Source organism: Parendozoicomonas callyspongiae (assembly GCF_023502345.1).
GTDB classification, from domain to species: Bacteria; Pseudomonadota; Gammaproteobacteria; order Pseudomonadales; family Endozoicomonadaceae; genus Sansalvadorimonas; species Sansalvadorimonas callyspongiae.
In genome coordinates, this window is the sequence record NZ_JAMFLX010000002.1 from 127321 (window position 1) to 151967 (window position 24647).

General features: G+C 49.4%; 15 protein-coding genes and 6 tRNA genes. 19 read left to right on the forward strand and 2 right to left on the reverse strand.

Going from position 1 to position 24647, the window contains the following annotated elements; genetic code table 11:
- Window positions 1-117: 117 nt before the first annotated feature.
- Complete coding sequence (locus M3P05_RS01975; protein WP_249697556.1) at window positions 118-357, reverse strand: DUF84 family protein; 240 nt, start codon at window positions 355-357, stop codon at window positions 118-120.
- Window positions 358-823: 466 nt separating this feature from the next.
- Here M3P05_RS01975 and M3P05_RS01980 point away from each other — a divergent pair, with 466 nt between their 5' ends.
- Both M3P05_RS01980 and cysS read left to right on the forward strand, forming a co-directional pair.
- Entirely contained in the window at window positions 824-2509 is a 1686-nt protein-coding gene (locus tag M3P05_RS01980) for a glutamine--tRNA ligase/YqeY domain fusion protein (protein WP_249697557.1), read from the forward strand.
- A gap of 17 nt (window positions 2510-2526) precedes the next feature.
- Window positions 2527-3957 (forward strand): cysteine--tRNA ligase, encoded by a 1431-nt coding sequence (gene cysS, locus M3P05_RS01985; protein WP_249697558.1) that lies wholly within the window; start codon window positions 2527-2529, stop codon window positions 3955-3957.
- A gap of 54 nt (window positions 3958-4011) precedes the next feature.
- Here the strand turns inward: cysS and M3P05_RS01990 are convergent, their stop codons facing one another.
- On the reverse strand, window positions 4012-5778 hold the full coding sequence (locus M3P05_RS01990) for a protein kinase domain-containing protein (protein ID WP_249697559.1): 1767 nt from the start codon (window positions 5776-5778) through the stop codon (window positions 4012-4014).
- 406 nt (window positions 5779-6184) lie between these two features.
- Between M3P05_RS01990 and M3P05_RS01995 the strand changes: the two genes are divergently transcribed.
- The 17 genes from M3P05_RS01995 (at window position 6185) to M3P05_RS02075 (ending at window position 24487) form a co-directional block, all read left to right on the forward strand.
- Complete coding sequence (locus tag M3P05_RS01995; RefSeq protein ID WP_249697560.1) at window positions 6185-6901, forward strand: DUF3581 family protein; 717 nt, start codon at window positions 6185-6187, stop codon at window positions 6899-6901.
- A gap of 530 nt (window positions 6902-7431) precedes the next feature.
- Entirely contained in the window at window positions 7432-7647 is a 216-nt protein-coding gene (locus tag M3P05_RS02000; protein WP_283777641.1) for a cold-shock protein, read from the forward strand.
- A gap of 552 nt (window positions 7648-8199) precedes the next feature.
- Window positions 8200-8276 (forward strand) — tRNA-Pro (locus tag M3P05_RS02005).
- A gap of 25 nt (window positions 8277-8301) precedes the next feature.
- Window positions 8302-8378 (forward strand) — tRNA-Arg (locus M3P05_RS02010).
- 175 nt (window positions 8379-8553) lie between these two features.
- A tRNA-His gene (locus M3P05_RS02015) sits at window positions 8554-8629 on the forward strand.
- Window positions 8630-8666: 37 nt separating this feature from the next.
- Window positions 8667-8742 (forward strand) — tRNA-His (locus tag M3P05_RS02020).
- Between the two features lie 43 nt (window positions 8743-8785).
- Window positions 8786-8861, forward strand: a tRNA-His gene (locus M3P05_RS02025).
- 8 nt (window positions 8862-8869) lie between these two features.
- Window positions 8870-8954: transfer RNA gene (locus M3P05_RS02030), tRNA-Leu, on the forward strand.
- A gap of 248 nt (window positions 8955-9202) precedes the next feature.
- A complete protein-coding gene (gene tig / locus M3P05_RS02035) occupies window positions 9203-10549 on the forward strand; it encodes a trigger factor (RefSeq protein WP_249697561.1) in 1347 nt (448 codons plus the stop codon).
- A gap of 83 nt (window positions 10550-10632) precedes the next feature.
- On the forward strand, window positions 10633-11280 hold the full coding sequence (gene clpP, locus M3P05_RS02040) for an ATP-dependent Clp endopeptidase proteolytic subunit ClpP (protein WP_249697562.1): 648 nt from the start codon (window positions 10633-10635) through the stop codon (window positions 11278-11280).
- A 254-nt stretch (window positions 11281-11534) separates the two neighbouring features.
- The gene (gene clpX / locus M3P05_RS02045) at window positions 11535-12827 is read left to right on the forward strand and encodes an ATP-dependent Clp protease ATP-binding subunit ClpX (RefSeq protein WP_249697563.1); all 1293 of its coding nucleotides are present in this window, start codon (window positions 11535-11537) and stop codon (window positions 12825-12827) included.
- A gap of 336 nt (window positions 12828-13163) precedes the next feature.
- Window positions 13164-15569, forward strand: coding sequence for an endopeptidase La (gene lon, locus M3P05_RS02050; protein ID WP_249697564.1), 2406 nt, complete (start codon window positions 13164-13166; stop codon window positions 15567-15569).
- 272 nt (window positions 15570-15841) lie between these two features.
- Window positions 15842-16114, forward strand: a complete 273-nt coding sequence (locus tag M3P05_RS02055) for an HU family DNA-binding protein (protein ID WP_249697565.1) — start codon at window positions 15842-15844, stop codon at window positions 16112-16114.
- Between the two features lie 437 nt (window positions 16115-16551).
- Window positions 16552-18456, forward strand: coding sequence for a SurA N-terminal domain-containing protein (locus M3P05_RS02060; protein ID WP_249697566.1), 1905 nt, complete (start codon window positions 16552-16554; stop codon window positions 18454-18456).
- Between the two features lie 241 nt (window positions 18457-18697).
- Window positions 18698-18850, forward strand: a complete 153-nt coding sequence (locus tag M3P05_RS21180) for a transposase domain-containing protein (protein WP_408635851.1) — start codon at window positions 18698-18700, stop codon at window positions 18848-18850.
- Between the two features lie 635 nt (window positions 18851-19485).
- Window positions 19486-20778 carry a hypothetical protein gene (locus M3P05_RS02070; protein WP_249697568.1) on the forward strand — a complete coding sequence of 431 codons (1293 nt, stop codon included), beginning with the start codon at window positions 19486-19488 and terminating at the stop codon, window positions 20776-20778.
- A 601-nt stretch (window positions 20779-21379) separates the two neighbouring features.
- Complete coding sequence (locus M3P05_RS02075; RefSeq protein WP_249697569.1) at window positions 21380-24487, forward strand: ExeM/NucH family extracellular endonuclease; 3108 nt, start codon at window positions 21380-21382, stop codon at window positions 24485-24487.
- The last annotated feature ends 160 nt before the right edge of the window (window positions 24488-24647 follow it).

The following is a 24647-nucleotide window of genomic DNA, read 5'->3' on the forward strand; positions in this document are numbered from 1 at the left end:
TTTTGTTATGTCCTTAACCTTAATTGCGGCTGACGCAGCTCGCCTTTAGACCTTTGTCGCTTTTGGGTGATATTGCTACGTAAGTCGTATTTGGGGGGGAAGGGGACCGGTTTGGACTCACGGTTCCTGGTATGAAACTGATACCGGGTTCAGGAATGGAATTAACGCAAGGATCAGAGCCTGGTGATAAACGGAAGAACGGGTCAGGATTTCCTTGTCGGTCATGGGCTGGTCAGGAACGCCACTGCTGACGCTGACACCGCGAACGGCAACGGGCTCAGCAAAAGCTTCAGCAAAGGCGCTTTCCACGGCAGCCAGTTTGGCGGGATTCAGCGAGGCAACAACAATATCTTTCATTTCGGATTTTTTCGTCACTTTTTCATAAGAAAGGAATGCTGCGGAATTGTATCTGTTCCGGCGAAAATGATAACCTCCAGCAATTAATTTTTAATTCCTGTTGTTTCGGCTTTTTGTGTTGCCGAGGCACAGTTGTAGTAAGTTGTACAAGGAACTCTCTTCTATGATGCGCAAAGCGCTGGTCAGTGTGGTTACGGCTGTTTTTGTGGCAATTATTCTTATTGGTGTTGGTGGCTAAGGTTCAGTGAATAGACAACAGACTCATGTGAGAACAACAGCCTCGGCGCAGATGCGCAAAAACGCTGAAAGGCAACCCGCAGAACTTCTCTCTCTGTTGAAGTCGCCCTGGTTCGGCTGTTGATTCTGAGCCTGTTAGACTTAAGGCTATCCGGCACGTTATTCGAAATGCCTGTTCAGCCCGTTTGAACCTTTTTTGGATCCCCTTTGGACAGTTTTCCAACATATTATGAGCAATACAGACAAGCCCAGTAATTTCCTGGAACAGATTATCGAGAAAGATCTGGCTGAAGGCCGTGTTCCCGGTAATAAGATTGTTACCCGTTTCCCGCCGGAGCCCAATGGCTTCCTGCACCTCGGTCATGCTACCTCTATCTGCCTGAACTTCGGTCTGGCGGAGAAGTACCAGGGCGAGTGCAACCTGCGCTTTGATGACACCAACCCTGAAAAAGAAGAACAGGTGTACGTTGATGCCATCAAGGAAGATGTGAAATGGCTGGGCTTTAACTGGGCTGGCGAAGTGCGCTATGCCTCCAGCTACTTTGACCAGTTCTACGAGTGGGCGCTGCACCTGATTCGCGAAGGCAAGGCTTACGTGGATTTCCAGGATGCGGAAACCATGCGTGAGACCCGTGGCAACTTTACTAAGCCCGGTGTCGACAGCCCGACCCGCAATGCCAGCGTAGAAGAGAATCTGGCCGAGTTTGAAAAGATGCGTGCCGGTGAGTACGAGGAAGGCCAGGCCTCCCTGCGTGCCAGGATTGATATGCAGAGCCCTAATATGAATATGCGTGACCCGGTTTTGTACCGTATTCGCAAGGTGGCTCATCACCAGACCGGTGACAAGTGGTGCATCTACCCCAGCTATGACTTTGCCCATGGTCAGGAAGATGCGATCGAGGGTGTAACTCACTCCATCTGCACCCTGGAATTCCAGGATCACCGTCCGCTGTACGAATGGTTCCTGGAGAACCTGCCGGTTCCGGCCAAACCGACTCAGTACGAGTTTGCCCGCAGCAACCTGAACTACACCATTACCTCCAAGCGTAAGCTGAAGCGGCTGGTGGATGAAAATGTTGTGAATGGCTGGGATGACCCGCGTATGCCAACTGTTTCCGGTATGCGTCGTCGTGGTGTCACGCCAGCTTCTATTCGCAAGTTTGCTGAAATGCTGGGCGTGAGTCGTACCGATGGTATTGCCGATGTGTCCATGCTGGAACATGCCATTCGTGATGATCTGAACAATAATGCTGCCCGCGCCATGGTAGTGATGAACCCGCTGAAAGTGGTTATCACCAATATGGAAAAGGGTGCGGTTGAAGAGATGAAGGCGGCTGCCCACCCTAACCGCCCTGAACTGGGTGAGCGTGTTCTGCCATTCACCCGTGAGCTGTTTATTGATCGTGCTGACTTCAATGAGGACAACACACTGTCCCGCAAGAAGTTCAAGCGTCTGGTCACCGGTGAATATATCCGTCTGCGCAGCACTTACGTGGTCAAGCACGAAGAGACTATTAAGGATGATAGCGGTGAAATCGTTGAGATCCATTGCTCTTATGTGCCCGGCACCGTTGGCGAGAACCCTCCTGAAGGCATTCGCCCACGCGGTGTGATTCACTGGGTATCCGCAACGGAAAGCCGTAAGGCTGAGATGCGTATCTACGATCGCCTGTTTACCCATGAGTCTCCAGACAACGCTGAAGGCGACACTATGGATTATGTGAATCCAGAGTCCCTGAAAATTGGCGAAGGCTGGGTCGAGCCGGGTCTGGTCAATGCTAAGCCAGAGCAGGGCTTCCAGTTTGAGCGTGAAGGCTACTTTGTCGCGGATCGCCATGATCACAGCGCCGAGCATCCGGTGTTCAATATGACCATTGGTCTGAAAGACACCTGGGCCGCCAAAAGCGGGAAATAAGCGCAAGGAATTTTGACGTGTTACAGATTTACAACACCCTGACCCGCAAGAAAGAAGAGTTCAAGCCTCTGGATGGCAATAACGTACGGATGTACGTGTGTGGTAATACCGTTTATGACCACAGCCATTTGGGCCATGCCAGCACCATGGTGGCGTTCGATATGATCGCCCGTTACCTGCGTGCCAAAGGCTACGACCTGACTTACGTGCGTAATATCACCGATATTGATGACAAGATTATCAGGCGTGCGGCTGAGAACGGTGAACATTACACCGAGCTGGTCGAGCGTATGATCGCCTCCATGGATGAAGATGCTGCGGCTCTGGGTATCCAGAAGCCAGACCAGGAACCCCGCGCAACCCAGCATATTGACGGTATGCTGGAGATGATCGGTGGCCTGATCGAGAAGGGTTATGCCTACGCTCCCGGTAATGGCGATGTTTACTTCCGCGTACGCAAATTTGAAGGTTACGGCAAGCTGTCCGGCAAGATTCTGGAAGAGCTGGAATCTGGTGCCCGTATCGCCGTTGATGAATCCAAGGAAGATGCCCTGGATTTCGTACTGTGGAAAGGCACCAAAGAAGGTGAACCCAGCTGGGAATCTCCCTGGGGCAATGGCCGTCCTGGCTGGCATATTGAATGCTCAGTTATGTGTAAATGCATGCTGGGTGATACCTTCGATATTCATGGTGGTGGCCCGGATCTGCCGTTCCCGCATCATGAGAATGAAATTGCCCAGTCCGAAGCGGCTAACGGTGCCGAGTTTGCCCGTTACTGGATGCACTCCGGTGCCCTGCGTATGGGTAAGGAGAAGATGTCCAAGTCTCTGGGTAACTTCTTTACCGTGAAGGAAATTCTTGAGAAATATCCACCTGAAGTCGTACGCTTCCTTCTAATTTCCAGTCATTATCGAAAGAGTACGAACTACTCTGAAGATACTTTGAGAATGGCTGGAGAGAAACTTCAGAAATTGTATACGACTCTTAAGAAGGTTGATGACCCATTTAATGAGTTTTGGGTCCCTGAAGATGAGGTGGAGCTGACTGAAGAAGTTGAAGAAGTTATTGGTACGCTGAAAGAGAAATTCTTTGCAGCAATGGATGACGATTTCAATACTCCAGAAGCAATAGCGGTCTTGTTTGACCTTTCTTCAAGGATTAATCGAATTTTTGTTGATAGAAGTAAGATTAATCAGGTTAGAAAGCTTCGTGATTTACTGGTCGAACTGGGAGGGATTTTGGGTATTCTGCAGGACAATCCGGAAGCCTTCCTGAAATCCGGTGGTGATGTGGATGAAGCCTGGATTGAAGAGATGATTGCCAAGCGTAAGGCTGCCAAGAAAGCTAAGGACTTTGCTGAGGCAGATCGTATTCGTGAAGAGCTGTTGTCTAAGAGCGTCGTTCTGGAAGATACCCGTCAAGGTACAGTGTGGAAGATCGAGCGATAAGCTAAAGATTTGGTTGTAGCTGTCTGCGCCGTTCACTTTGTGAGCGGCGTTTTTTTATAATTTTGAGGCCTTCAATAAGGAACTTTTTGCTGTCAACCAGTGCATGTTTTGCAGATCCTCCGGTGATGACCGCTCTTCTGGGTCGATTCTTGTGCCTGCCTTGATAAAGGCTCTGAAATCAGGGTTAGTTTTAAAAGGACTGGGAAGAAGATTAAGGGATGAATCATCTCCAATCTCTTGAAATCCATTAATTGTCCTGAGTGTTTCAAAAGGGATATCTGGGTGCAGGGATACTTGAAATACGTAAGGGTCATTTCTAAAGGCCGCAGCATATACAGAGGCAATTATTCCCCAGCTATCAAGTTTATTACTTTGTTGGCTATTGGATTCTTTAGGATGAGCCGGAGGGGTATAGTAAAGTGTTCCAACTCTTGTTAAAGGTTTTCTGCCATCATCAACTCTGCCCAAACCCATATCTCCTATTACAAGGCTGCTACTAACCTGGGCCAGGAAATCTTCTTTGCTTGTTTGGTCTGCTGGCTCGTAATCAGGTGTTGGGTGACTGAACAGGAGGTTATCTGGTTTTAGATCCCTGTGCAGGATGCTGTTTTGGTGCAGGTAGACAACACCTGAAACTAATCGTCGGGCAGAGGCTTTAACAAATGGCTCTGTCAGCCAGTTTGGGTGTTTTTTCATTATGTCATAAAGGCTGCCCAGGTTTTTATACTCAAGACCAAGCCAGAACTCTTTAGCGCTGTAGCTTGAAAGGTTTGTCACCTCAGCAGTAGCAATTCCATGAAGTTTGATAATGCTTTCATGGCTAAGTTTGCCTAGAAGTTGAGCCTCCCTCAGTAAGTAAGCCTCCTGTACGGTTCCTGACGTTGCCCGTTTGACAGCCATTTGCTCCTGCCCAAGCTGGGCCAGAACCACCGAACTGAAACCACCTTCGCCAAGATGTTTGATTATTCTCCATGAGTTCGGTTTGAAAATTGTTGGTAGTCCGTGATCTTTTAACTGCTTTCTTGTAGCAAAGGCCCGTTCATGAGCATCAGTGCCTGCTGAAAGGTTTTCAAACTTGTTTAGTTTTGGAGCTGGCGTATCTGTCGGTGGTGGTGCAGGTACTAATGATCTCCTTCCGGTAAAACCACAGCGCCCCTGAAAAGAGCTCTCATCTTTCTGGGTGTTATCAAATGCGCCTTGTCTCATATGAAGGGAACGAACACGTTCAGGTGATCCTTTATCTGAAGGGTAATCTTCAATGCTGCTTGTAATTTCCTGATGTGGTGAGCGGGAAAACTCCCAGGTGGCATCAACGCCTACAGCCAGATGGGGCAGCGATCTTAAAAGGAAATAATCTTGTGGTGATGATTCAAAGTTGGCAATGAGGGCAAACCAGGGGAATTCACAATAGGCGGATAGTTCGGCTGATGATAATTGATTGGTAGTGGGTTCTTGAGAGAGTGAAGTATTGGGTAAGCCGGGTGGACTGTTGGTTATAAGAAGAGCGAGACTGGCTATGAGATCTATCGATAATTCCTGCTCATGCTGTACGGATATGACCCAGGTTAGGAAATGGCTCTCTGAAGGGCGAATGTAACCTGAGCTCAGGTAGTAAAAACTTTGCTGGATAAGATAGCTTGAGCAGTTGTTTTCCAGCTCAGGGTACAGATGAACCAATAATTGATGGGATAGGATCCAGTCGTCTTCAAAAGACCTTAACGTGATTGTGCTCCATCTTAGTGTGTCCAGTGCTGGAAGTGGGTGACGTGAATCAAGTATAAGAGGTTGTGACAGTTCTACGAAAACAAGAATTCTGGACACGCCATATACATGCTGGGTCAAGGTGCAGATTAATAAAGCCAGTATGCAGAGCAGTATATTGCGGCAAGGGTGGGTGCATATTTTCATAGCCAATGCCCCTGCCTGTTGACTGATTAGAGCAGGAAGTCTAGATACAATGTCGGAGATTTCAATTTGATCACGGCTTATGGTGGTTTGGTGCTTATTTGGAGGTGGTGCTGGCTGGTGTATGGATGACCTATAACGATTGAGTACTTATGTTATTAATAGATCCCAAGAGATAGTTTGTTGTAGGTTGTGGTATTTTTCCGATCATCAGGAACAAAAAGCTACGTTTTTACAATATAGAAACAACAGGTCTCTGGTTTATCATGGTGCCAGTTTAATTATCCGGAGTTGTTAAGGGATTCTTTCCCTTCCCACCAGCATGTTTCTGAATCAATACTTCACTGCACAGACTGATAACCATTTCTCTTTTTCCCGTGAGCAGGCGAGTAACTTCGCCAAGCTGGTTGCCAACGACTTTAATCCAATTCACGACGTCGACAGCAAGCGGTTCTGTGTGCCTGGAGATCTTCTCTTTGCCAAAATCCTGACTGAAGAAGGTGTACATGCCAGTCTGCGTGTACAGTTTAACGGTATGGTTAGCGATGGTATTGCCCTGCAGATTTCTGATCGTGACAATGGCTGCAAGGCTCTGGTTGATGAGGCCGGTAAAGAGTACCTCGAAGTTTGCCGCAGCGGTGACTGTATCCACGATGAAAAGGTGATTGAGAAGCTGGTTCGAAGCTACGTGGCTTTCTCCGGTGAAAATTTCCCGCATGTTTTGGTTCCTCTTATGAAAGAGGGGGGCGTGATGATTAACCCGAGTCGTCCTCTGGTTATCTATGAGAGCATGTCGATTGATCTGGATCGCACCGATCTGGTTGATCCAAAGCTTGAGGCAGATGGTGCCTCTCTTGATATTGATGGGCGTCGGGGAAATGTGACCCTGAAGTTTATCTTCCGTGATCAGGGTGAAATAGTGGGTCGGGGCAAAAAGACCATGGTTCTGTCGAGCCTGCGTGAGTTTGAACAGCCGGTGATGGATGATCTGGTCAGTCAGTATCTTCAGCGACGTGATAGCTTTCAGATTGCGGCGTAAGAAAGCCATAAAGAACACGGCTTTATAAGCACACAAGAGAAAGGGTTCCTGCAGGAGCTCTTTTTTGTACCTGCATTTCAGCATCCGCTGAATGGTTCATCAATAGTTACGAAATGCAATTGAAATTGGTTGCAGCAGTCTGGATCGGAGAAGGAATGAAGCTGATTTGTGAACCCGGCAGGAACGGCTATGATTTGTGGGATTACAAAAAACGCAGATGGTATGCACAAATTCGGGGTAGGTCTGGTTTCAGATAGTCATTTTCGTCCAATAAGCAACTTTCTTGATTTTTCAGGGTCGAAAAACTTGCTTTCGTGGCATTAATGAAGTGTTATCTAGTTTACCTGATCTGTAGAGTCCGTATTGTCTTGGAGGGTAATACTGATCTGCTGCCCGCAAAGGTGTTGGTTGCCGCCGTTTTGGTATACCCATCCGGCTGTGTAGCTGGCAGCTTGCAGACATTCATGCTGAATGTAATCAGGTCACAATAAACCACGCATCCCGCGTGTTGTAGAGGAAAGAAGATCGACATGTCTACTGATGAATTGGTTGAAGGCACAGTTAAGTGGTTCAATGACGAAAAGGGCTTTGGCTTTATCGCTCGTGAAGGGGGTAAAGACGTTTTTGTTCACCACAGTGCTATCAACGGTGCCGGACGCAAAACCCTTCATGATGGCCAAAGGGTTACTATGGTAGTGACCATGGGCCAGAAAGGTCCTCAAGCAGAGAATGTTACTCCTCTATAATACCTTCGAATGCCTGTTAGTCCTCCGGGGGAGGGCTGAATGGATCGTGGAAGAAATGCGGCGTGACAACTGAGTACTGTTTTGCAGTCTCAGCTCTTTGACTTGAATTTATTGGCCTGGCCACTGCTTACAGTGGTCAGGCCAATTACTATGCGGCCAATAAGGAATTAGGAATAGATGTCAAAATCTGAATGATTTCAAACGACCGTGAGCAAGCTTGGTTTCCAATAGGCATAATGACTTTGTTATTACGCCAAGATGATAGAGAAGGGATTTCTATAAAGAAGGAATCGATGGCTTAAAAGGTTTTGAGCTGTAAACAGGCTGCCTGTTGAAAGGGTATAGATTAAACTTGTCGTTTAAACTGGTCTGTGATCACGCCAGCGTTTAATCTTATTTGTGCGCCATGGAAAAGATCACAGAGCATTATCAATAAGTGTTTGTTATTCAGGTGAATTTGGGCGTTGACGAAATACGTCAGCCGCAGTAATATTCGCCGCGTTCCTGAGGCGCACGAAGTGTTCTCGGGGCACTCTGAGAAAGAGTGATTATCGGGGTATAGCGCAGTCTGGTAGCGCGCCTGCTTTGGGAGCAGGATGTCGGGAGTTCGAATCTCTCTACCCCGACCAATTTTCGGGTCTTACAGGTTTTTATGCGCCCGTAGCTCAGTTGGATAGAGCAATGGCCTTCTAAGCCATCGGTCGCAGGTTCGAATCCTGCCGGGCGTGCCATCTTCCAGCAGTTAGAAGTTTCCTGATTGTGTAAGTGCTCCGCTGCTTTTTGGGTGGGGTTCTGTGCTGTTCGGGATCTGCTTATCTGGAAGGGCTTGCAAGTTTTTGTGGGATCGGTAAGATTTCGGCCTTCAAAAGAGATGTTGTTTGGCTCTTTTATTGGAAGATTGTTGTGGTGGACGTAGCTCAGTTGGTAGAGCTCAGGATTGTGACTCCTGCGGTCGAGGGTTCGATCCCCTTCGTCCACCCCAGATCAAGATTTTGAAGTTGTAGATGCCGTTTTTAGTGGTGGACGTAGCTCAGTTGGTAGAGCTCAGGATTGTGACTCCTGCGGTCGAGGGTTCGATCCCCTTCGTCCACCCCAGTTTTAAGATTTAGCTGTATAGTAAGTGTTACCGTTTTTAGTGGTGGACGTAGCTCAGTTGGTAGAGCTCAGGATTGTGACTCCTGCGGTCGAGGGTTCGATCCCCTTCGTCCACCCCACTTTTGCTGCGGATGTGGTGGAATTGGTAGACACGCTGGTTTTAGGTACCAGTGCCGAAAGGCGTGAGAGTTCGAGTCTCTCCATCCGCACCAATTTGAAACCAAGGGGATAAGCATGCTTATCCCCTTTTTTCGTGTATGCCTTGCGAGTGGTCAGTGCTCTGATTTTTCAGGTAAAAACGCTCCAGGGTTTAATAAAAGAGCGGCTATTTCACCTTTCTGGTTGTTAACTGGCAAGGTGGGTTATGCGCTACGTAAAGAATCTGATACCCTGTTGCACCTTTCTGAGCTTGAGTCCGAGACAAACGCTCGTTGCAACATCTGGTTTATGAGGATTAACCATGCAAGTCTCACTTGAAACGACTTCCGGCCTCGAGCGCCGTTTGACGATTATTGTACCCGCTGAAACTGTAGACGTTCAGGTTGACAAGCGCCTGAAGGATATGGGTAAGCGTGTTAAGCTGGACGGTTTCCGTCCTGGCAAGGTGCCTTTCAAGGTCGTTAAGCGTCGCTATGGTCAAGGTGCCCGCCAGGAAGTCCTGGGTGAGGTCATTCAGTCTTCCTACACGCAAGCTGTTATCAAGGAAGAACTGCACCCGGCCGGCGCTCCACGTATTGAGCCCAAGGTCATGGATGAAGGTGCTGACCTGGAGTTTGTAGCCATCGTTGAGGTTTATCCTGAGATTGAACTGGGTGACTTCTCCAATATTTTTGTAGAGAAGCCTGTTGCTGAAGTTGCAGAAGATGATGTCAGCAAGATGCTTGAAACCCTGCGCGAGCAGAGCAAGACCTTCGAAGAAGTAGAAGAAGGTACTGTTGCCGAGCTGGGCGACCAGGTTGTTATCGACTTTAAGGGTTCCGTTGACGGCGAAGAGTTTGAAGGCGGCGCGGCTGAAAATCAGGATCTGGAACTGGGTTCCGGACGTATGATCCCAGGTTTTGAAGATGGTATCGTTGGCATGAAGTCCGGCGAACAGAAAGACATCACTGTAACCTTCCCAGAAGACTATCAGGCTGAAAACCTGAAGGGTAAGGAAGCTGTTTTCGCTATCAACCTGAAAGCAGTGAAGAAAGGTGCTCTGCCTGAACTGGACGAGGCCTTCTTTGAGCGTTACGGTGTTAAGGAAGGCGGTGAAGAAGCTTTCCGTGCCGAGATCACCAAGAACATGGGTCGTGAACTGCGTCAGGCTGTTAAGACCAAGGTCAAGAACCAGGTTATGGACGGCCTGCTGTCCATCCACGAAGTGGAACTGCCTGCAGCTCTGGTTGATCAGGAAATCGACCGTCTGCGTGAACAGGCTGTCCAGCAGTTTGGCGGTCAGGGCATGCAAGCTGACCAGCTGCCTGCCGAGATCTTCCGTGCTGAAGCTGAAAAGCGCGTACGTCTGGGTCTGATCGTTGGCGAAGTGGTTAAGGCTAAAGAGCTGAAGGCCGATGACAACCGTGTTCGCGAAATGATCGAAGAGATTGCATCTGCTTACCAGGAGCCTCAGCAGGTTGTCGACTGGTACTACGGTAACGAGCAGCAGCTGAGCCAGGTTCAGTATGTTGTACTGGAAGAACAGGTAGTAGATACTATTCTCGAAGCAGCACAGGTTTCCGAGAAGACCTGCGGCTACGAAGAAGCAATCAAGCCGGCCCCGGCGAAAAAAGAAGAGGGTGCCGAAGAGGGAAAGACTGAGGCTTAATCTGCCAGGTCTTCCTTATCCGGCCCCTGAACGGGATGTCGCCAGTGGCGGCATCCCCGAATGACAAGGAGCCACTCAAGGACATGTCCCAATTTATCGATTCACGCGCTCCCGAGGTAATGGCCAGTGGACTGGTACCTATCGTTGTGGAGCAGACTGCACGCGGTGAGCGTTCTTACGATATTTATTCGCGTCTGCTGAAGGAGCGGGTTATTTTTCTGGTGGGTCAGGTCGAAGACCATATGGCTAACCTGATTGTTGCCCAGATGCTTTTCCTCGAAGCAGAAAATCCTGACAAGGATATCCATCTTTATATCAACTCACCCGGCGGCTCAGTAACTGCAGGTATGGCGATCTATGACACCATGCAGTTTATCAAGCCGAATGTTTGCACCTACTGCATTGGTCAGGCTGCCAGCATGGGTGCTTTGTTGCTGGCTGCAGGTGAAAGTGGCAAGCGCTACTGTCTGCCGCATTCCCGAGTGATGATTCACCAGCCACTGGGCGGTTTCCAGGGGCAGGCTTCCGATATCGAAATTCACGCCCGTGAAATTCTGACAATTAAGGATAAACTCAACAAGGTTCTGGCTCACCATACCGGTCAGCCCCTTGAAATTGTTGAGCGTGATACCGACCGTGATAATTTCCTCGCAGCAGAGGATGCGGTTGAGTATGGCCTGGTCGATAAGGTGATGGATCGTCGTGCGCAGGATCAGGAATCCGGTAAATAATTGTTAATGTTCAAGTGTGCAGCCAGTTTACCTGCTCTTTATCAGAGCAGGTAAGTGGCTGCATTTTTTATTTTTTCAGGGACTAAACCAGTGTCTGACTGATGGCTTTCCTGCTCTGTGGGGCCCTGGGGAGATTGGACCGACACTGTTACGGAATGATGAGACTTGTTTCCGGGTCTTGAAAAGTTGCGGAAAAAGCCGCATCTTGTCCCTAGTCAATATGAAGTTGTCCCGCGATTACAGGGTATTAGCGAATGACCGACCAAACTAATGGAAAGGGCGAAGACAGCGGAAAGCTGCTTTATTGCTCCTTCTGCGGCAAGAGTCAGCATGAAGTGCGGAAACTCATTGCCGGCCCCTCGGTCTTCATCTGTGACGAATGTGTCGATCTGTGTAACGACATTATTCGAGAAGAAGTACAGGAGAATGTACCGGAAGGCACCAGTGAGAAATTGCCGGTTCCTAGGGAAATCAAGAACATTCTCGATGAGTATGTGATTGGCCAGAAGCGAGCCAAGAAGGTTCTCTCTGTCGCTGTTTACAATCATTACAAGCGTCTGCAGGCCGGAGACAGCCGCAAGAAAGACGATGTTGAGCTTGGCAAGAGTAATATCCTGCTGATTGGTCCTACCGGTTCTGGTAAGACTCTTCTGGCCGAAACTCTGGCGCGTCTGCTTAACGTTCCGTTTACTATTGCTGATGCCACCACGCTGACCGAAGCCGGTTACGTGGGTGAGGATGTTGAAAATATCATCCAAAAGCTGCTGCAGAAGTGCGATTACGATGTTGAAAAAGCCCAGATGGGTATTGTCTACATCGACGAGATCGACAAGATTTCCCGTAAGGCTGACAATCCTTCCATCACCCGTGATGTGTCCGGTGAAGGTGTTCAGCAGGCACTGCTGAAACTGATTGAGGGTACCGTCGCCTCCGTTCCGCCCCAGGGTGGACGCAAGCATCCGCAGCAGGAATTCCTGCAGGTGGATACTTCCAATATTCTGTTTATTTGCGGCGGTGCTTTTGCCGGCCTGGATAAAGTCATCCGTGACCGCACCGACAAGGGCGGTATCGGCTTCACTGCAGAAGTGAAGAGCAAGCAGGATGGCAAGAGTGTTGGTCAAACCTTCCGCGAGGTTGAGCCGGAAGACCTGGTGAAGTTCGGTTTGATTCCGGAATTCGTTGGTCGTCTGCCGGTTGTTGCCACGCTGGAAGAGCTGGATCAGGAAGCCCTGGTGCGTATCCTGACCGAGCCCAAGAATGCGCTGACCAAACAGTATGGTCGCCTTCTTGAAATGGAAGATGTGGAAGTGGATTTCCGGAAGGAGGCACTCGAAGAGGTTGCCAAGCAGGCTATGGAGCGCAAGACTGGTGCCCGTGGTCTGAGATCCATTCTGGAAAATGTGCTGCTGGACACCATGTATGAGATCCCCTCCGATAAGACCATAACCAAGGTGGTTATTGACGGAAGTGTTATCCGTGGTGACTCTGAGCCACTGCTCATGTATGAGAACAAAGAGCAGCCTCCACGGGCTCTGCCTGAGGAGTAAGTTTCTTTAACTCTTATCGGTAATGGCCAGCCCGGGATGACCGGCCTGGCCATTTTTTCTCTGCCAAGTTACAGTTATGCTCAGTGCTGCTAACTGCGTTTCCCCGTAAGTGGACCGCTTCCCGTTAAGCGCTCTTTATTTCTGTCTGTTATTTATCCTGACCTGTTCGCAGGAACCAGTTCAGGCATGTCCCTGTCTGAGGTTTGACTCTGTTTGATCTTGTATTTTGCATTTTTAACCCTCATCTTAGGGGCATGCTCTTGACTGTGACAGAGTCAGTAGAGCTCCGCCGGTTGTTGAATGTTGGCCGGGAAGTACAACAAGAGAGGGCTGTATATGGAACAAAATAATACTCGTCAGCATGAACGGATCGAGCTGCCTCTGCTGCCGCTCAGGGATGTGGTCGTTTATCCCCATATGGTTATCCCTCTGTTCGTTGGCCGGGACAAATCAATTCATGCCCTTGATAAGGCGATGGAGAATGATCGCCAAATCTATCTGGTCGCCCAGAAAAATGCCCAGGACGATGATCCTGAATCCGGTGATCTTTATGAGCTGGGAACAGTTGCCAATATTCTCCAGCTTTTGAAACTTCCTGATGGTACCGTCAAGGTGCTGGTCGAAGGCGGCCAGCGTGCAGTCTTTAAATCCATGAAAGAACATGACAGTTACAGTACTGCTGTTGTCGATATTCTTCAGGAAGAGGATATTGATGAGCGTCGGGGCGAAGTCCTGACCCATTCCCTCTACACCCAGTTTGAACAGTACGTTCAGCTGAGCAAGAAGGTGCCGGCAGAAGTGCTGAGTTCTCTTTCCGAAGTCAGTGAGCCTGCGCGGCTGGCTGATAGTATCGCTTCTCATATGGTTTTGAATGTTGAAGAGAAGCAGAAGATTCTGGAAATCACCGATCTGGTTGAGCGTCTGGAATACCTGATCAACCTGATGGAAACCGAGATTGATCTGCTGCAGGTTGAGAAGCGTGTCCGTGGGCGTGTTAAAAAGCAGATGGAACGCAGCCAGCGGGAGTACTACCTCAACGAACAGATGAAGGCGATCCAGAAAGAACTGGGTACGCTGGAAGAGGAACAGGATGAACTGGAAGCTCTGAAGGAGCAGATTGAGAAAGCCCAGATGCCGAAAGAGGCACTGGACAAGGCGATGGCTGAGCTGAAGAAGCTCAAGCAGATGTCGCCCATGTCTGCAGAGGCAACAGTTGTTCGTGGTTACATTGACTGGATTATCAATGTGCCCTGGAAAAAGCGCAGCAAGGTTCGTCATGACCTGAAACGTGCCCAGCAGATTCTGGATGAAGATCATTACGGGCTGGAAGAGGTTAAGGAACGCATCCTCGAATACCTGGCAGTCCAGCAGCGCGTTCGCAAGCTGAAAGGCCCGGTGCTGTGCCTGGTTGGACCTCCCGGGGTTGGTAAGACTTCTCTGGGTGAATCCCTGGCCCGTGCCACCAATCGTAAGTTTGTCCGTATGGCCTTGGGTGGCGTGCGTGATGAGGCTGAGATCCGAGGCCACCGTCGAACCTATATCGGTTCCATGCCGGGCAAGCTGATCCAGAAGATGTCCAAGAGCGGGGTGAAGAACCCTTTGTTCCTGCTGGACGAGATCGACAAGATGGGTGTGGATATGCGTGGTGATCCCGCATCTGCATTGCTTGAGGTTCTCGACCCTGAGCAGAACAACAGCTTTAACGATCACTATCTGGAAGTGGATTACGATCTGTCAGACGTGATGTTTGTCTGCACCTCCAACTCCATGAATATTCCGGCGCCGCTGCTGGATCGTATGGAAGTGATCCGCATCCCAGGTTACACCGAAGATGAGAAGATCAATATCTCTCACCGTTACCTGGTACCCAAGCAGCAGAAGCGTGCCGGTCTGAAATCCGGAGAGCTGGATGTCAGCGACGAAGCTGTCCGTGATCTGGTGCGCTACTACACCCGTGAAGCCGGTGTTCGTGGCCTGGAACGTGAGATTGCCAAGATCTGCCGCCGAGTGGTGAAGGAGAAGGCTCTGGGTAAAGATGGTGTGCCTGAGAGTATTCAACCTGAAGATCTTGATCACTTCTCTGGTGTTCGCAAGTTTAATTACGGTCTGGCAGAAGAGCAGGATCAGGTTGGTCAGGTCACCGGTCTGGCGTGGACCCAGGTTGGCGGTGAATTGCTGACTATTGAGTCTGTGGCCGTTCCGGGGAAGGGTAAGATTACCAAGACAGGTTCTCTTGGTGATGTTATGCAGGAGTCCATTCATGCAGCTATGACGGTTGTTCGCAGCCGTGCGCAGGTGCTTGGTATTCCGTCCGACTTCCATGAAAAGAATGATCTGCATATTCATGTGCCGGAAGGTGCTACACCGAAGGATGGCCCCAGTGCCGGTATCGCCATGTGCACGGCTCTCGTGTCTGTACTGACTGGTATCCCTGTGCGTGCTTCTGTGGCCATGACCGGTGAGATCACGTTGCGTGGTCAGGTTCTGGCAATCGGTGGTTTGAAGGAGAAACTGCTGGCGGCCCATCGTGGTGGAATTCGTACGGTTCTGATTCCTGATGAAAACGCCCGTGATCTGAAGGAGATTCCTGAGAATATTAAACAGGATCTGGATATCCGTCCGGTGAAATGGATTGATCAGGTTCTGGAAGTGGCTCTTCAGTATGTACCAAAGCCTTTAGTTGATACTGAGGTGGTGGTGAAGGAAGAAGATGCCAAGGAAACCGGAATAAACGCCCACTAAACCATAGGGGCAGGGCGTTTTTTGCGCACTGCCCGTTTTTCTTTGTGTTTATCCCATATCATTTTGCGCTGGTTTCTTGACAGTAGCAGAATACAGTTGGTATAAAATTTTTACAGCATTTTACTAAGCGCCAGGCAGTTAATCCTGACTGATATGTACCACTGCTCTTCGAGAGTTTGCCGGTAGACAGGACAACTGAACGGATATATGTTGTTTTGATATCCTTCCCGGCAAATCATCACTAAACGATTGAAAATCGTAAGGGGAATAGTGTGAATAAATCAGAACTGGTTGATGCGATTGCAGAAACTGCAGACCTGCCCAAGGCTTCCGCAGGACGCGCTCTGGATGCCCTGATTGACTCTATCACCGGAGCACTGAAAGGCGGTAACCAAGTGTCTCTGGTAGGCTTCGGTACTTTTGGCGTGAAAGATCGTGCTGCTCGTACCGGTCGTAACCCTCAGACTGGCAAGCCCATTGAAATTGCTGCTTCCAAGGTGGCTAACTTCAAGGCAGGTAAAGCTCTGAAAGAGGCGATCAACTAAGAGCTGTTTCCGGGGGGGGCTGATTGAAGCCATAACCGAACACTTGAAAGGCGTATTTCCGGATACGCCTTTCTTTTTGGACTTTTTTGGCACTAAAGCCATGAAGAGTGGTCATAAAGGCAGATTCTTCGCTAGGTGTCTGTTATTCTTCCATTCTTTGTACGTCCCGTCTGGTAACCAGTTTCGGTTATGGGCTAGGAGCCTGTCGGACTTAACTGATCGTAGCGAGAGAAAGTCCGGTTTGAGCCAATTTCTAGAAGAACTTGAGGAGAATAGTGGTTCTATTTAACGAAAGTGGTTCTAGAAATTGGCCAAATCCGGCTTTTTCGCAGTAGATCATGTTAAGCCCGACAGGCTTCTGGGGACGAGGGTAAGGCCGTATCTGGCAGTAACAGGCTGGCTGGCCATGGATTTTTCAGGATGTTGCAGAGGTCACTATGCTGCAGGACATGAGGGAGAAGGCGCAAAGCTGGGTGGCTAAGGCCATTGTTGCCTTTATCGCTTTTACATTTGCAATTTTCGGGCTGGAGAGTTTACGGCCCAACAGCAACAACCCCGAGGTTGCAAAGGTTGATGGTGAGAAGATCACCCAACAGGATTTATTCGAGGCCATGGATCAGCAGCGCCGTATGCTGGTGCAGCAGATGGGTAATAACTTTGACCCATCCATGCTGGATGAGCGTCTGCTGCAACAGGCGGCATTGGAAAGCCTGATTCAGCGGGTTCTGATTCGAAAGCATCTTGAAAACAACAACATGGTTGTCTCGGAGCAGTCTTTGGACAACATGATTCGTACCACCCCAGAGTTTCAGGTTGATGGTCGTTATGATGCCGACCGCCTGATGCAGATTATTCGCAGCCTGGGTATGACAGTCAGCCAGTTCCGTGGCTATCTGCGCGAAGAGATGGCAGCGTCCCAGCTGCGTGCCGGTATCGCCGGTTCTGACTTTATGACCACTTATGAAGTTCAGGCCCTGGGCAACCTGCAGAGTCAAACCCGGGATATCTCCTGGATGACGCTGGAAGCCGAGCAGGCCCGCAAGGCTGTGAAGGTGTCTGAAGAAGATATCGCTGAGTACTATGAATCTCACAGTGCTGATTTCATGATGCCTGAGCAGGTCAGTGTCGATTACATCGTTCTTGACAAGACTGAACTGGGTAACAGTATTGCCATCAGTGAGAGCGATATTCAGGAAGCCTACGGTGCCCGTGTTGCCCAGCTGGAAGAAGAAGCCAAGGATCTGGTAACCGCTTCCATGATCCTGCTGGAAACCAGCGATGCCCGTGATGAAGCCAAGGCTATGACCGAAGCTGGCGATCTGAAAGTCAAGCTGGATTCCGGCGCTGACTTCGCCAAGCTGGCCAAAGAGTTTTCTGATGACCCCGAATCAGCTGCCAAAGGTGGCAGTCTGGGTATTGTTGAAACCGGATTCTTTGGTGATGCGTTCGACAGTGCTCTTGCCGGCCTGAAAGAGGGCGAGGTATCCGCTCCTGTTGTGGCTGATTTTGGCGTTGTCCTTGTTCGCCGCGATAATTCATCTGCTCCCAAGATTCCTTCACTTGAGCAGATGCGCGCCAGCCTGATCAAAGAGTTGCGTGAACAGGCTGTTGAGCCGGTGTTTGTCGAGAAGTCCCAGCAGCTGGCCGATGTCAGCTTTGAAGCTTCCGATCTGGCCCAGCCCGCCGAGCAGTTTGGTCTGAAGATTCAGTCTTCCGACCTGTTCAGCCGTAAGGGTGGTGAAGGCATTGCAGCCAATCAGCGTATTGTCGCTGCGGCATTCAGCGATGATGTTCTGAACCTGGGTGCAAACAGCGATCTGGTCGAGCTGACTCCTGAGCAGCTGGTTGTCCTGCGCGTGCATGATCACAAAAAGCCTGAGCAGATGCCTCTGGTTGATGTGCGCAGCTCCATTGAAGAGGTTATCCGCACTGAGCGTGGTGCAGAGCAGCTGGTTAAGCGTACTGAGAAGCTGATTGCCGAACTGAAGCAGGGTAAAGCTGGTCAGATTGCCAAGGATAACGGTCTCGAATGGAAGGTACAGGCCAAAGCCCTGCGTTACAGTCGTGATGTTCCTGCCCAGTTAGTGGGTGAGGCTTTCCGTCTGCCACATCCAGGCAAAGGTCAGGCCAGCTTTGGCACCACAGTGCTGCCTAATGGTGATCAGGTTGTTATCGCTGTCCGTAATGTTGTTCCCGGAACAGAGAAGCTGGACGAACAGCAGGCACGTATGATGGGTGCAACCCTGTCTCTGCGCATGGGTGGTCAGCTGTTTAACGAATATATGCGTGACCTGCGTGAAACCGCTGATGTCGCCACTGTCTCTACTCAGGAAGAAGGTTAACGCTTTCATCTTTGAAAGAAAGTGAGATATAAAAAAACCGCTGAATAAGCTAATGCTACTCGCTTAAGGGCTTGCGGCTAGAGGCAAAGACAATCGGACTTGAAGTCTCTTTCAAGTCCGGTTTTTTGTGTCTGAATTCGCCAAAGAGCTGTAGCAGCAGAGTTTCCCCTCCCAGAATCCTTTGATGCCTTTTATCGAAATATCCCGCACGAGTGGATAAAAGAGGCTGTCACGCAAACAGATCGAGCCAAGTGTTCGTACTCGCCGCTTTCCTGCTGAGCAAGCTGTTTGGCTTGTTATTGGCATTGGCCTGATGCGCAACAGGTCTATTCCGGAAGTCTTCCATTCCAAAGGCTTTAAATGGCAGTCCGCAGGCAGGGCAGTGTTTTTGTGATTCCTCAAGATCCAGAGTTTCAGAAACGACGGGAAGTGTTGTAACTGTCGTCCGGCCATGTCCCTTGCGCCAGCGCTGCTGACCTTTGGGTCTGGATGAAGAACATGTCTGTTTTTCCTGCTTTCGGGCGGCAGTGGATTTTTTCTCGGTTGAGCGCCCGAAGACCAGGTGTTGCATGTCGGCAGGCTGGCTTTTGAGAGTATCGACCTGTGACTGGAAAGCCGCTATTTCGCGGGCGTGCTCGACTCTCATCTGTTCGATTTGGTCAGGCGTGTCCTGTTCCCGTTTTCAGGTGCGTTGCTGCTGGGTTCGCCGCTGTTTAGCCTGGGCTTTCAGTTCGATGTAGTCCACTTTGTTAGGTGTGACCTGGGGATCGGATCAGGCGCAACTTCTGTATTGGAAGCAGGTGCAGGGGAAAGTATGGGAGAAATATAGTCGCCCTGGTGGGAAATGGGGGGTTATGGGTTCACGGAATACTTACGCTAAGGGTTAAGCCATACTTCAGCTGCCAGTTTGCGGTGTTGTGCCTTCCTCAGCGTTCAGGGTGTTATTCTTTCGCTTTTCGGGCAGGAACTATATTAAGCGGGAATAGCTGCTATATAGTGTTGACTCCAGTATATCGGTCATCACTTGCGATGAATGCTGCCAAACAGTTCAGGGTTACAGTGACTCTGTTTATTCTGCTGGGTTCATTAAGCCCATCTCTTTTTGCAATCTTTTTCATTCAGTGCTCAGACTGCAAGAATTCAAAAATTCTGGTGGCAGAGGAGGGGGTGCTATGTTCAAAATGTCAGCGCAGGTTTTCTGCCGTAGATGTTTTTAACGCTATTACGCCCGAATCGATGTCTATTGAATTGCAAGCAGCACCACCCTCAGGTGTGCCTCCAGAAGGGCTGCAACCCCGTCAATATCATTATTCGTCAGATTCAACATTCCCCGATCGTTTGGCAAGGCTTTCCATCATCATGCAAAATCGTCACAGGCAGGAGCTGCAACGGCTCAACCTGTCTCCTTATGGAGCAAGAGCACAAATGATTATGAGTCCTGACGCGATGGTTCCAGTCTTGTTATTGTTCTACTCCCATTACCTCACAGACAGTATGCTTGGTTCCGCAATCCAAAAGGCGATGATGTTTTTTCTTTATTCAAAAGGAATATACCCAGCTGCGGAGAACGAGCAGCTTGATTGGGTTGTGCGTATATGGGCTATGTTCCCACTCTGGATTGATACGCTGGTGCGGTATCAATCGCACGCTCCTCTAATAGAAAGACTGATGATTATTGCTGCAACAGGTATGAATGTAAACATTTTTCCTGATAATGTTACCAGAATCAAAACATCTTTTGAAGATTCAATAGAGATCAATCTTAACGATCCAGGCAATTTTTCTGGGGCTGTCGGAGATCTTGTCAGACGCATCCGCCAGCAGAAGCATGGCAGTATTGCTTTTTATACGATTCGTCACTTTGGAACACTGGGCATTTATGTCAATTCTCAGGGGGTGGTTTATATCGTGACCTCTGATAATACATTGATTGAAGTTCAGAGCTGTGGCAATGATCTGCAAGTCATCCTTTCCCAATTACTAACTGCCCCTATGCAGATTGCTCATCAACAGGAGCTTCAAGCTGCTTTGCGGCGACAGTTATTCCAATCATTAGTCATAAACAGAGATTATTACAGTTCATCTGTTCTGTTAACCGCTGCAGGGTATGCAGGTGGTTATCTTTTGGGGGTGTCTGCGGCCAACTACCTATCATCACTGCCTGTCAAGGAGCGATTAATGTTACCTGGTAATTTTGCAAACATGATGGCGCTAGCATTTGCTATTATGTCGCCGGCTGGCATGGTCACTCTATATAATGCTGCAGTTAGACTTTTAAATGTTGGTGTCAGATGGAGGTATCAACCTCCCGGCAACCAATAAATCCTGTCGAACCGAAAAAATCAGTTTTCGTGGCATCCATTTGTTGTGCCTGAAGGGCAGAACGGTCGGTTTCCATGCAGGGCAGGCTCAGAAGCTCCCTGCTCCCCACTATTAGCCATTTTTTCCTACTGAAAGTATCTGTCTTGCTCAAAAAAGTGAGCCAAGTCAATGTTTGTTCAATATTGTTTGAGCATGGTCTTATATGTGAATGAAATTGAAAGTTGTGCATATTAGGATTGCGCGAATCCGAAATTGTTCAATCAATGAACAGTTCATGATGATATTTGTCAGTGCTTCTGGTACGTAATTCAGGATGACTTAATTACTGCTGGTAGCGGTTGAGTTCTGTGCGACTTTGCGGGGAGGTTACCGTATGGCTGCTTCGATAAGTCACATTGATTGACTGTTGTTGCCTGGTTTGACAATTCCCCGCCAACATAAACACCAGGCTTTTGGTTTGGTACCCCTTCAACTGATCCTGTCTTTGCAGGAGGTTTCTGGTTTTCTACTCAGAATTTATTTCTGTGACAGGGATTGATTCGTTATCAGGGATTGTAGTCAGCAGTATTTCCAGGTCAGACCACGTTAATAAGAAGTAAGTATGAAGAATTCTCTCACACCAATTTCTGCAGCAGTTATTGCCGCTCTCAGTATTCCCGCCTCTGCAAGTGATCTGATTATTTCAGAGTATGTTGAAGGCAGTAGTTATCAAAAAGCCATTGAGCTGTTTAACAGTGGCAGCAGTGCTGTTGATCTGTCCGGTTATCAACTGGTTAAGTACAACAATGGTGATCAAGCCAAAACATCTGTGCTGTCCCTGACCGGCAGTCTTCCTGCTGGGGCAACTTATGTTATTGCTCACAGCCAGGGTGATGATGCAATCAAAGCCAAGGCTCAGCTGCTGAACAGGACTGCACTTAACTTCAATGGGGACGACCCGATTGCGCTGCAGACTGCAGATGGCACAACTGTTGACCTGATTGGTGAATTTGGCAAAGTCTCTTTTGCCAAGGATAAGACCCTTGCCCGTAAGCCCGGCAGCCAGAGCAGTGCAACCTACACCCCTGATCAGTGGGATGTTCTGGCCAAAAACACTATCGAAGGCCTGGGCAAGGCACCTGAAGGTGGTGTAACGCCTCCGCCTGCATGGAAATGCCAGGGTGAACTGACCCAGATTTTTGATGTTCAGGGTGATGGCGATCGCAGTCCTCTGGTTCCAGAAGGTCAGTTTGCTGGCGATCAGGTCACGGTTGAAGGTATTGTCACCAAGCGTGTTGAGTCCCTCTACAACGGTTTCTTCCTGCAGGCTGAAGCAGGTGATGACAACCCGCTGACCTCTGACGGTATTTTTGTCTTTACCGGCAGTACCCCTGATGCAGCTATTAAGGAAGGCAGTCGCGTCTGCCTGCAGGGTCAGGTGCGTGAATACTACAATCAGACCCAGCTGTCCCTGACTAAAACCAACTTCCAGGTTCTGGAAGAGGATGCTGCGGATGTAGAAGCTGCTCCACTGGTGCTGAATCCTGAAGTTGCTCTGGAAGAACAGCTCGAAGCCTATGAAGGCATGCTGGTCAGCACAACAGGTTCTGATCTGGTTGTGACTCGTAACTTTGGTTTCGATTACGGCAGTTATCGCAATAACATGGTGCTGTCCCTGTCTACGCCTCTGTACAAGGCAACCCAGAAGCATCCTGCACTGAGTGATGAAGCCAAGGCACTGGCTGCTGAAAACAGCAAGGGTCACCTGTTTGTTGATACCGATCAGAAGCCAAAGAACGGCGTTATCCCTTATTTTGAAAACTTCAACGCTGAAACCGGCTATATCCGTATCGGTGACCGTGTTGAGAACCTCGAGGGTGTGATTGCCTACAGCTATGGTGAATACCGCCTGATTCCAGAAACCGGTGAGAACTTGGATGAAGCTGATTTTGTTCATGAGTTCACTGACCGAACTGAAGAACCTGCCGTACCTGCTGATGCTGATCTGAAAGTCGCCAGTTTCAACGTACTGAACTACTTCAACTCCGGTGTAGGTGGTGCTTCTAACCCAACTGGTCAGAACCGTGGTGCCGGCAGCAATGAAGCTGATTTCCTGAAGCAGCAGACCAAGATTGTCAATGCTCTCCTGCGGATCGATGCCGATATCGTCGGCTTGATGGAAATCGAAAATAATGGTTTTGGTGAGCTGTCTGCAATTCAGGACTTGGTAAGTGCCCTGAATGCCGAGTTGCCTAACACTGAGGATCATTATGAGTTTGTCAGCACTGCTGACAGTGCTCCTATCGGTACTGATGCCATTACCGTTGGCCTGCTGTATCGTCCGGCGCACGCGAAACTGGCCAAGGCTGCTGATATTGTTGCAATGCCTGAGCAGCATGCCAAGTTCCAGGCGCTGGAAAAGGGTAAGGAAGTGACCAAGACCCTGTTCAAGGGCCAACGTAATGCTCTGGTCCAGACCTTTGAAGTGAAAACTCCCCATGGCCGGAAGCGTCCCCTGACCATCGCGGTGAATCACTTCAAATCCAAGGGCTCTCAGTGCTACAACGACTTTACTGAGTACGAGCAGCCGGTTCCTTTCTACAGGGGCAGGGTCGACAAGAAGAAGGCCAAGCGTGTAGCTGGTTTTGAGGAAGATCTGCAGGGCAGCTGTAACGAGTTCCGTGTATCTGCCGCCGAAGTTCTTGGTGAATGGATGCGCAGCAACACTGCCGGCGATGTCATCATGCTGGGTGATTACAATGCCTACGGTAAGGAAGATCCGATTCGCCTTCTGACTGATTACAATGGTGAAGGTCGTAAGCTGAAGACTGCGCCTTACACCTTTATTGGTGATCAGGTCATTGATGGTGCAGAAGGTCGTGAACTGAGTCAGGGCTACGGTTACGTTAACCTGGCTGAATATGCTCATGGCACCAAGGCGTTCTCCTACAGCTATGATGGTGAGTTGGGAAGCCTGGACCATGCCATCGGTTCTGGTTCTGTAGTTGCCAAGCTGACCGAAGCGGCAGACTGGCATATTAACTCTGTTGAGAACAATCTGTTCGAATACAGCCGTAAATATTCCGGCAGCCTGGAGAAGTCCGACAATAGCTTCAGCTCTTCTGACCATGACCCGGTTATCCTGACTCTGGATTACAGTCAGGCTGTCTCCAGGCTGGTCTTTACCAGAATTCTGCGTGATGCCAAGGTATCTCTGGAGATGGAAGGTTTCCTGAGTGACACCATTGCCCGTTACGGTATTTCCCGTCCTGAGTTCTCCCAGCAGCATGTTGGCAAGACTGGTCTGTTCCGTGCTGATGGAGGCCTGCAACACCTGCGTGCATATGAGATTGTCGGCAAACGTGGCATACTGGTGATGGACAGTGTGACGACAGCCTGGGCTCTGATTCTGGATCGCAGCTTCGAGAAGCAAGATCTTCTGGCCATGGACTCCTATAGCCTGAACCGTGCCAAGCTGGATGTATCCCGCGAGCGTGTGACTGATATGGCGATTGCCTTGGAGTTGGCCGACAAGATTGGTATAGACAGCATAAAACTGGCAAATGCCATGCTGGATAATCCCAACTTATCCCTTGATGAGGTTCTGATTGACGTTCTGGGCATGGATCTGGATCGCCGTACCCTGCGCAGAAAAGTGAGGCTGATCAGGTTTGTGATGCATCCTCGTGTGCGGATCGCACGTCAGAGGATCATCCGAGAAAACCGCTAATCAATTTTGCGATAACTTGCGGTAAACTGCTGACTTTTTAATCGCAATATCCCGGCTGGTTTCTGGTCGGGATTTCTTTTTTTAGGGTCAGTTTGGGATAAGTGACTGTGATGGTGATTAAAGTCAATAAACAAAAGTATTGTTGCTGTAAATGATTGTT

Excerpts from the sequence above, each read along its gene's own strand:
- M3P05_RS01975 (WP_249697556.1), bottom strand. The coding sequence starts at position 357 with ATGAAAGATATTGTTGTTGCCTCGCTGAATCCCGCCAAACTGGCTGCC.
- M3P05_RS01980 (WP_249697557.1), top strand. The coding sequence starts at position 824 with ATGAGCAATACAGACAAGCCCAGTAATTTCCTGGAACAGATTATCGAG.
- M3P05_RS01995 (WP_249697560.1), top strand. The coding sequence starts at position 6,185 with ATGTTTCTGAATCAATACTTCACTGCACAGACTGATAACCATTTCTCT.
- M3P05_RS02000 (WP_283777641.1), top strand. The coding sequence starts at position 7,432 with ATGTCTACTGATGAATTGGTTGAAGGCACAGTTAAGTGGTTCAATGAC.
- tig (WP_249697561.1), top strand. The coding sequence starts at position 9,203 with ATGCAAGTCTCACTTGAAACGACTTCCGGCCTCGAGCGCCGTTTGACG.
- clpP (WP_249697562.1), top strand. The coding sequence starts at position 10,633 with ATGTCCCAATTTATCGATTCACGCGCTCCCGAGGTAATGGCCAGTGGA.
- clpX (WP_249697563.1), top strand. The coding sequence starts at position 11,535 with ATGACCGACCAAACTAATGGAAAGGGCGAAGACAGCGGAAAGCTGCTT.
- lon (WP_249697564.1), top strand. The coding sequence starts at position 13,164 with ATGGAACAAAATAATACTCGTCAGCATGAACGGATCGAGCTGCCTCTG.
- M3P05_RS02060 (WP_249697566.1), top strand. The coding sequence starts at position 16,552 with ATGCTGCAGGACATGAGGGAGAAGGCGCAAAGCTGGGTGGCTAAGGCC.
- M3P05_RS02070 (WP_249697568.1), top strand. The coding sequence starts at position 19,486 with ATGAATGCTGCCAAACAGTTCAGGGTTACAGTGACTCTGTTTATTCTG.
- M3P05_RS02075 (WP_249697569.1), top strand. The coding sequence starts at position 21,380 with ATGAAGAATTCTCTCACACCAATTTCTGCAGCAGTTATTGCCGCTCTC.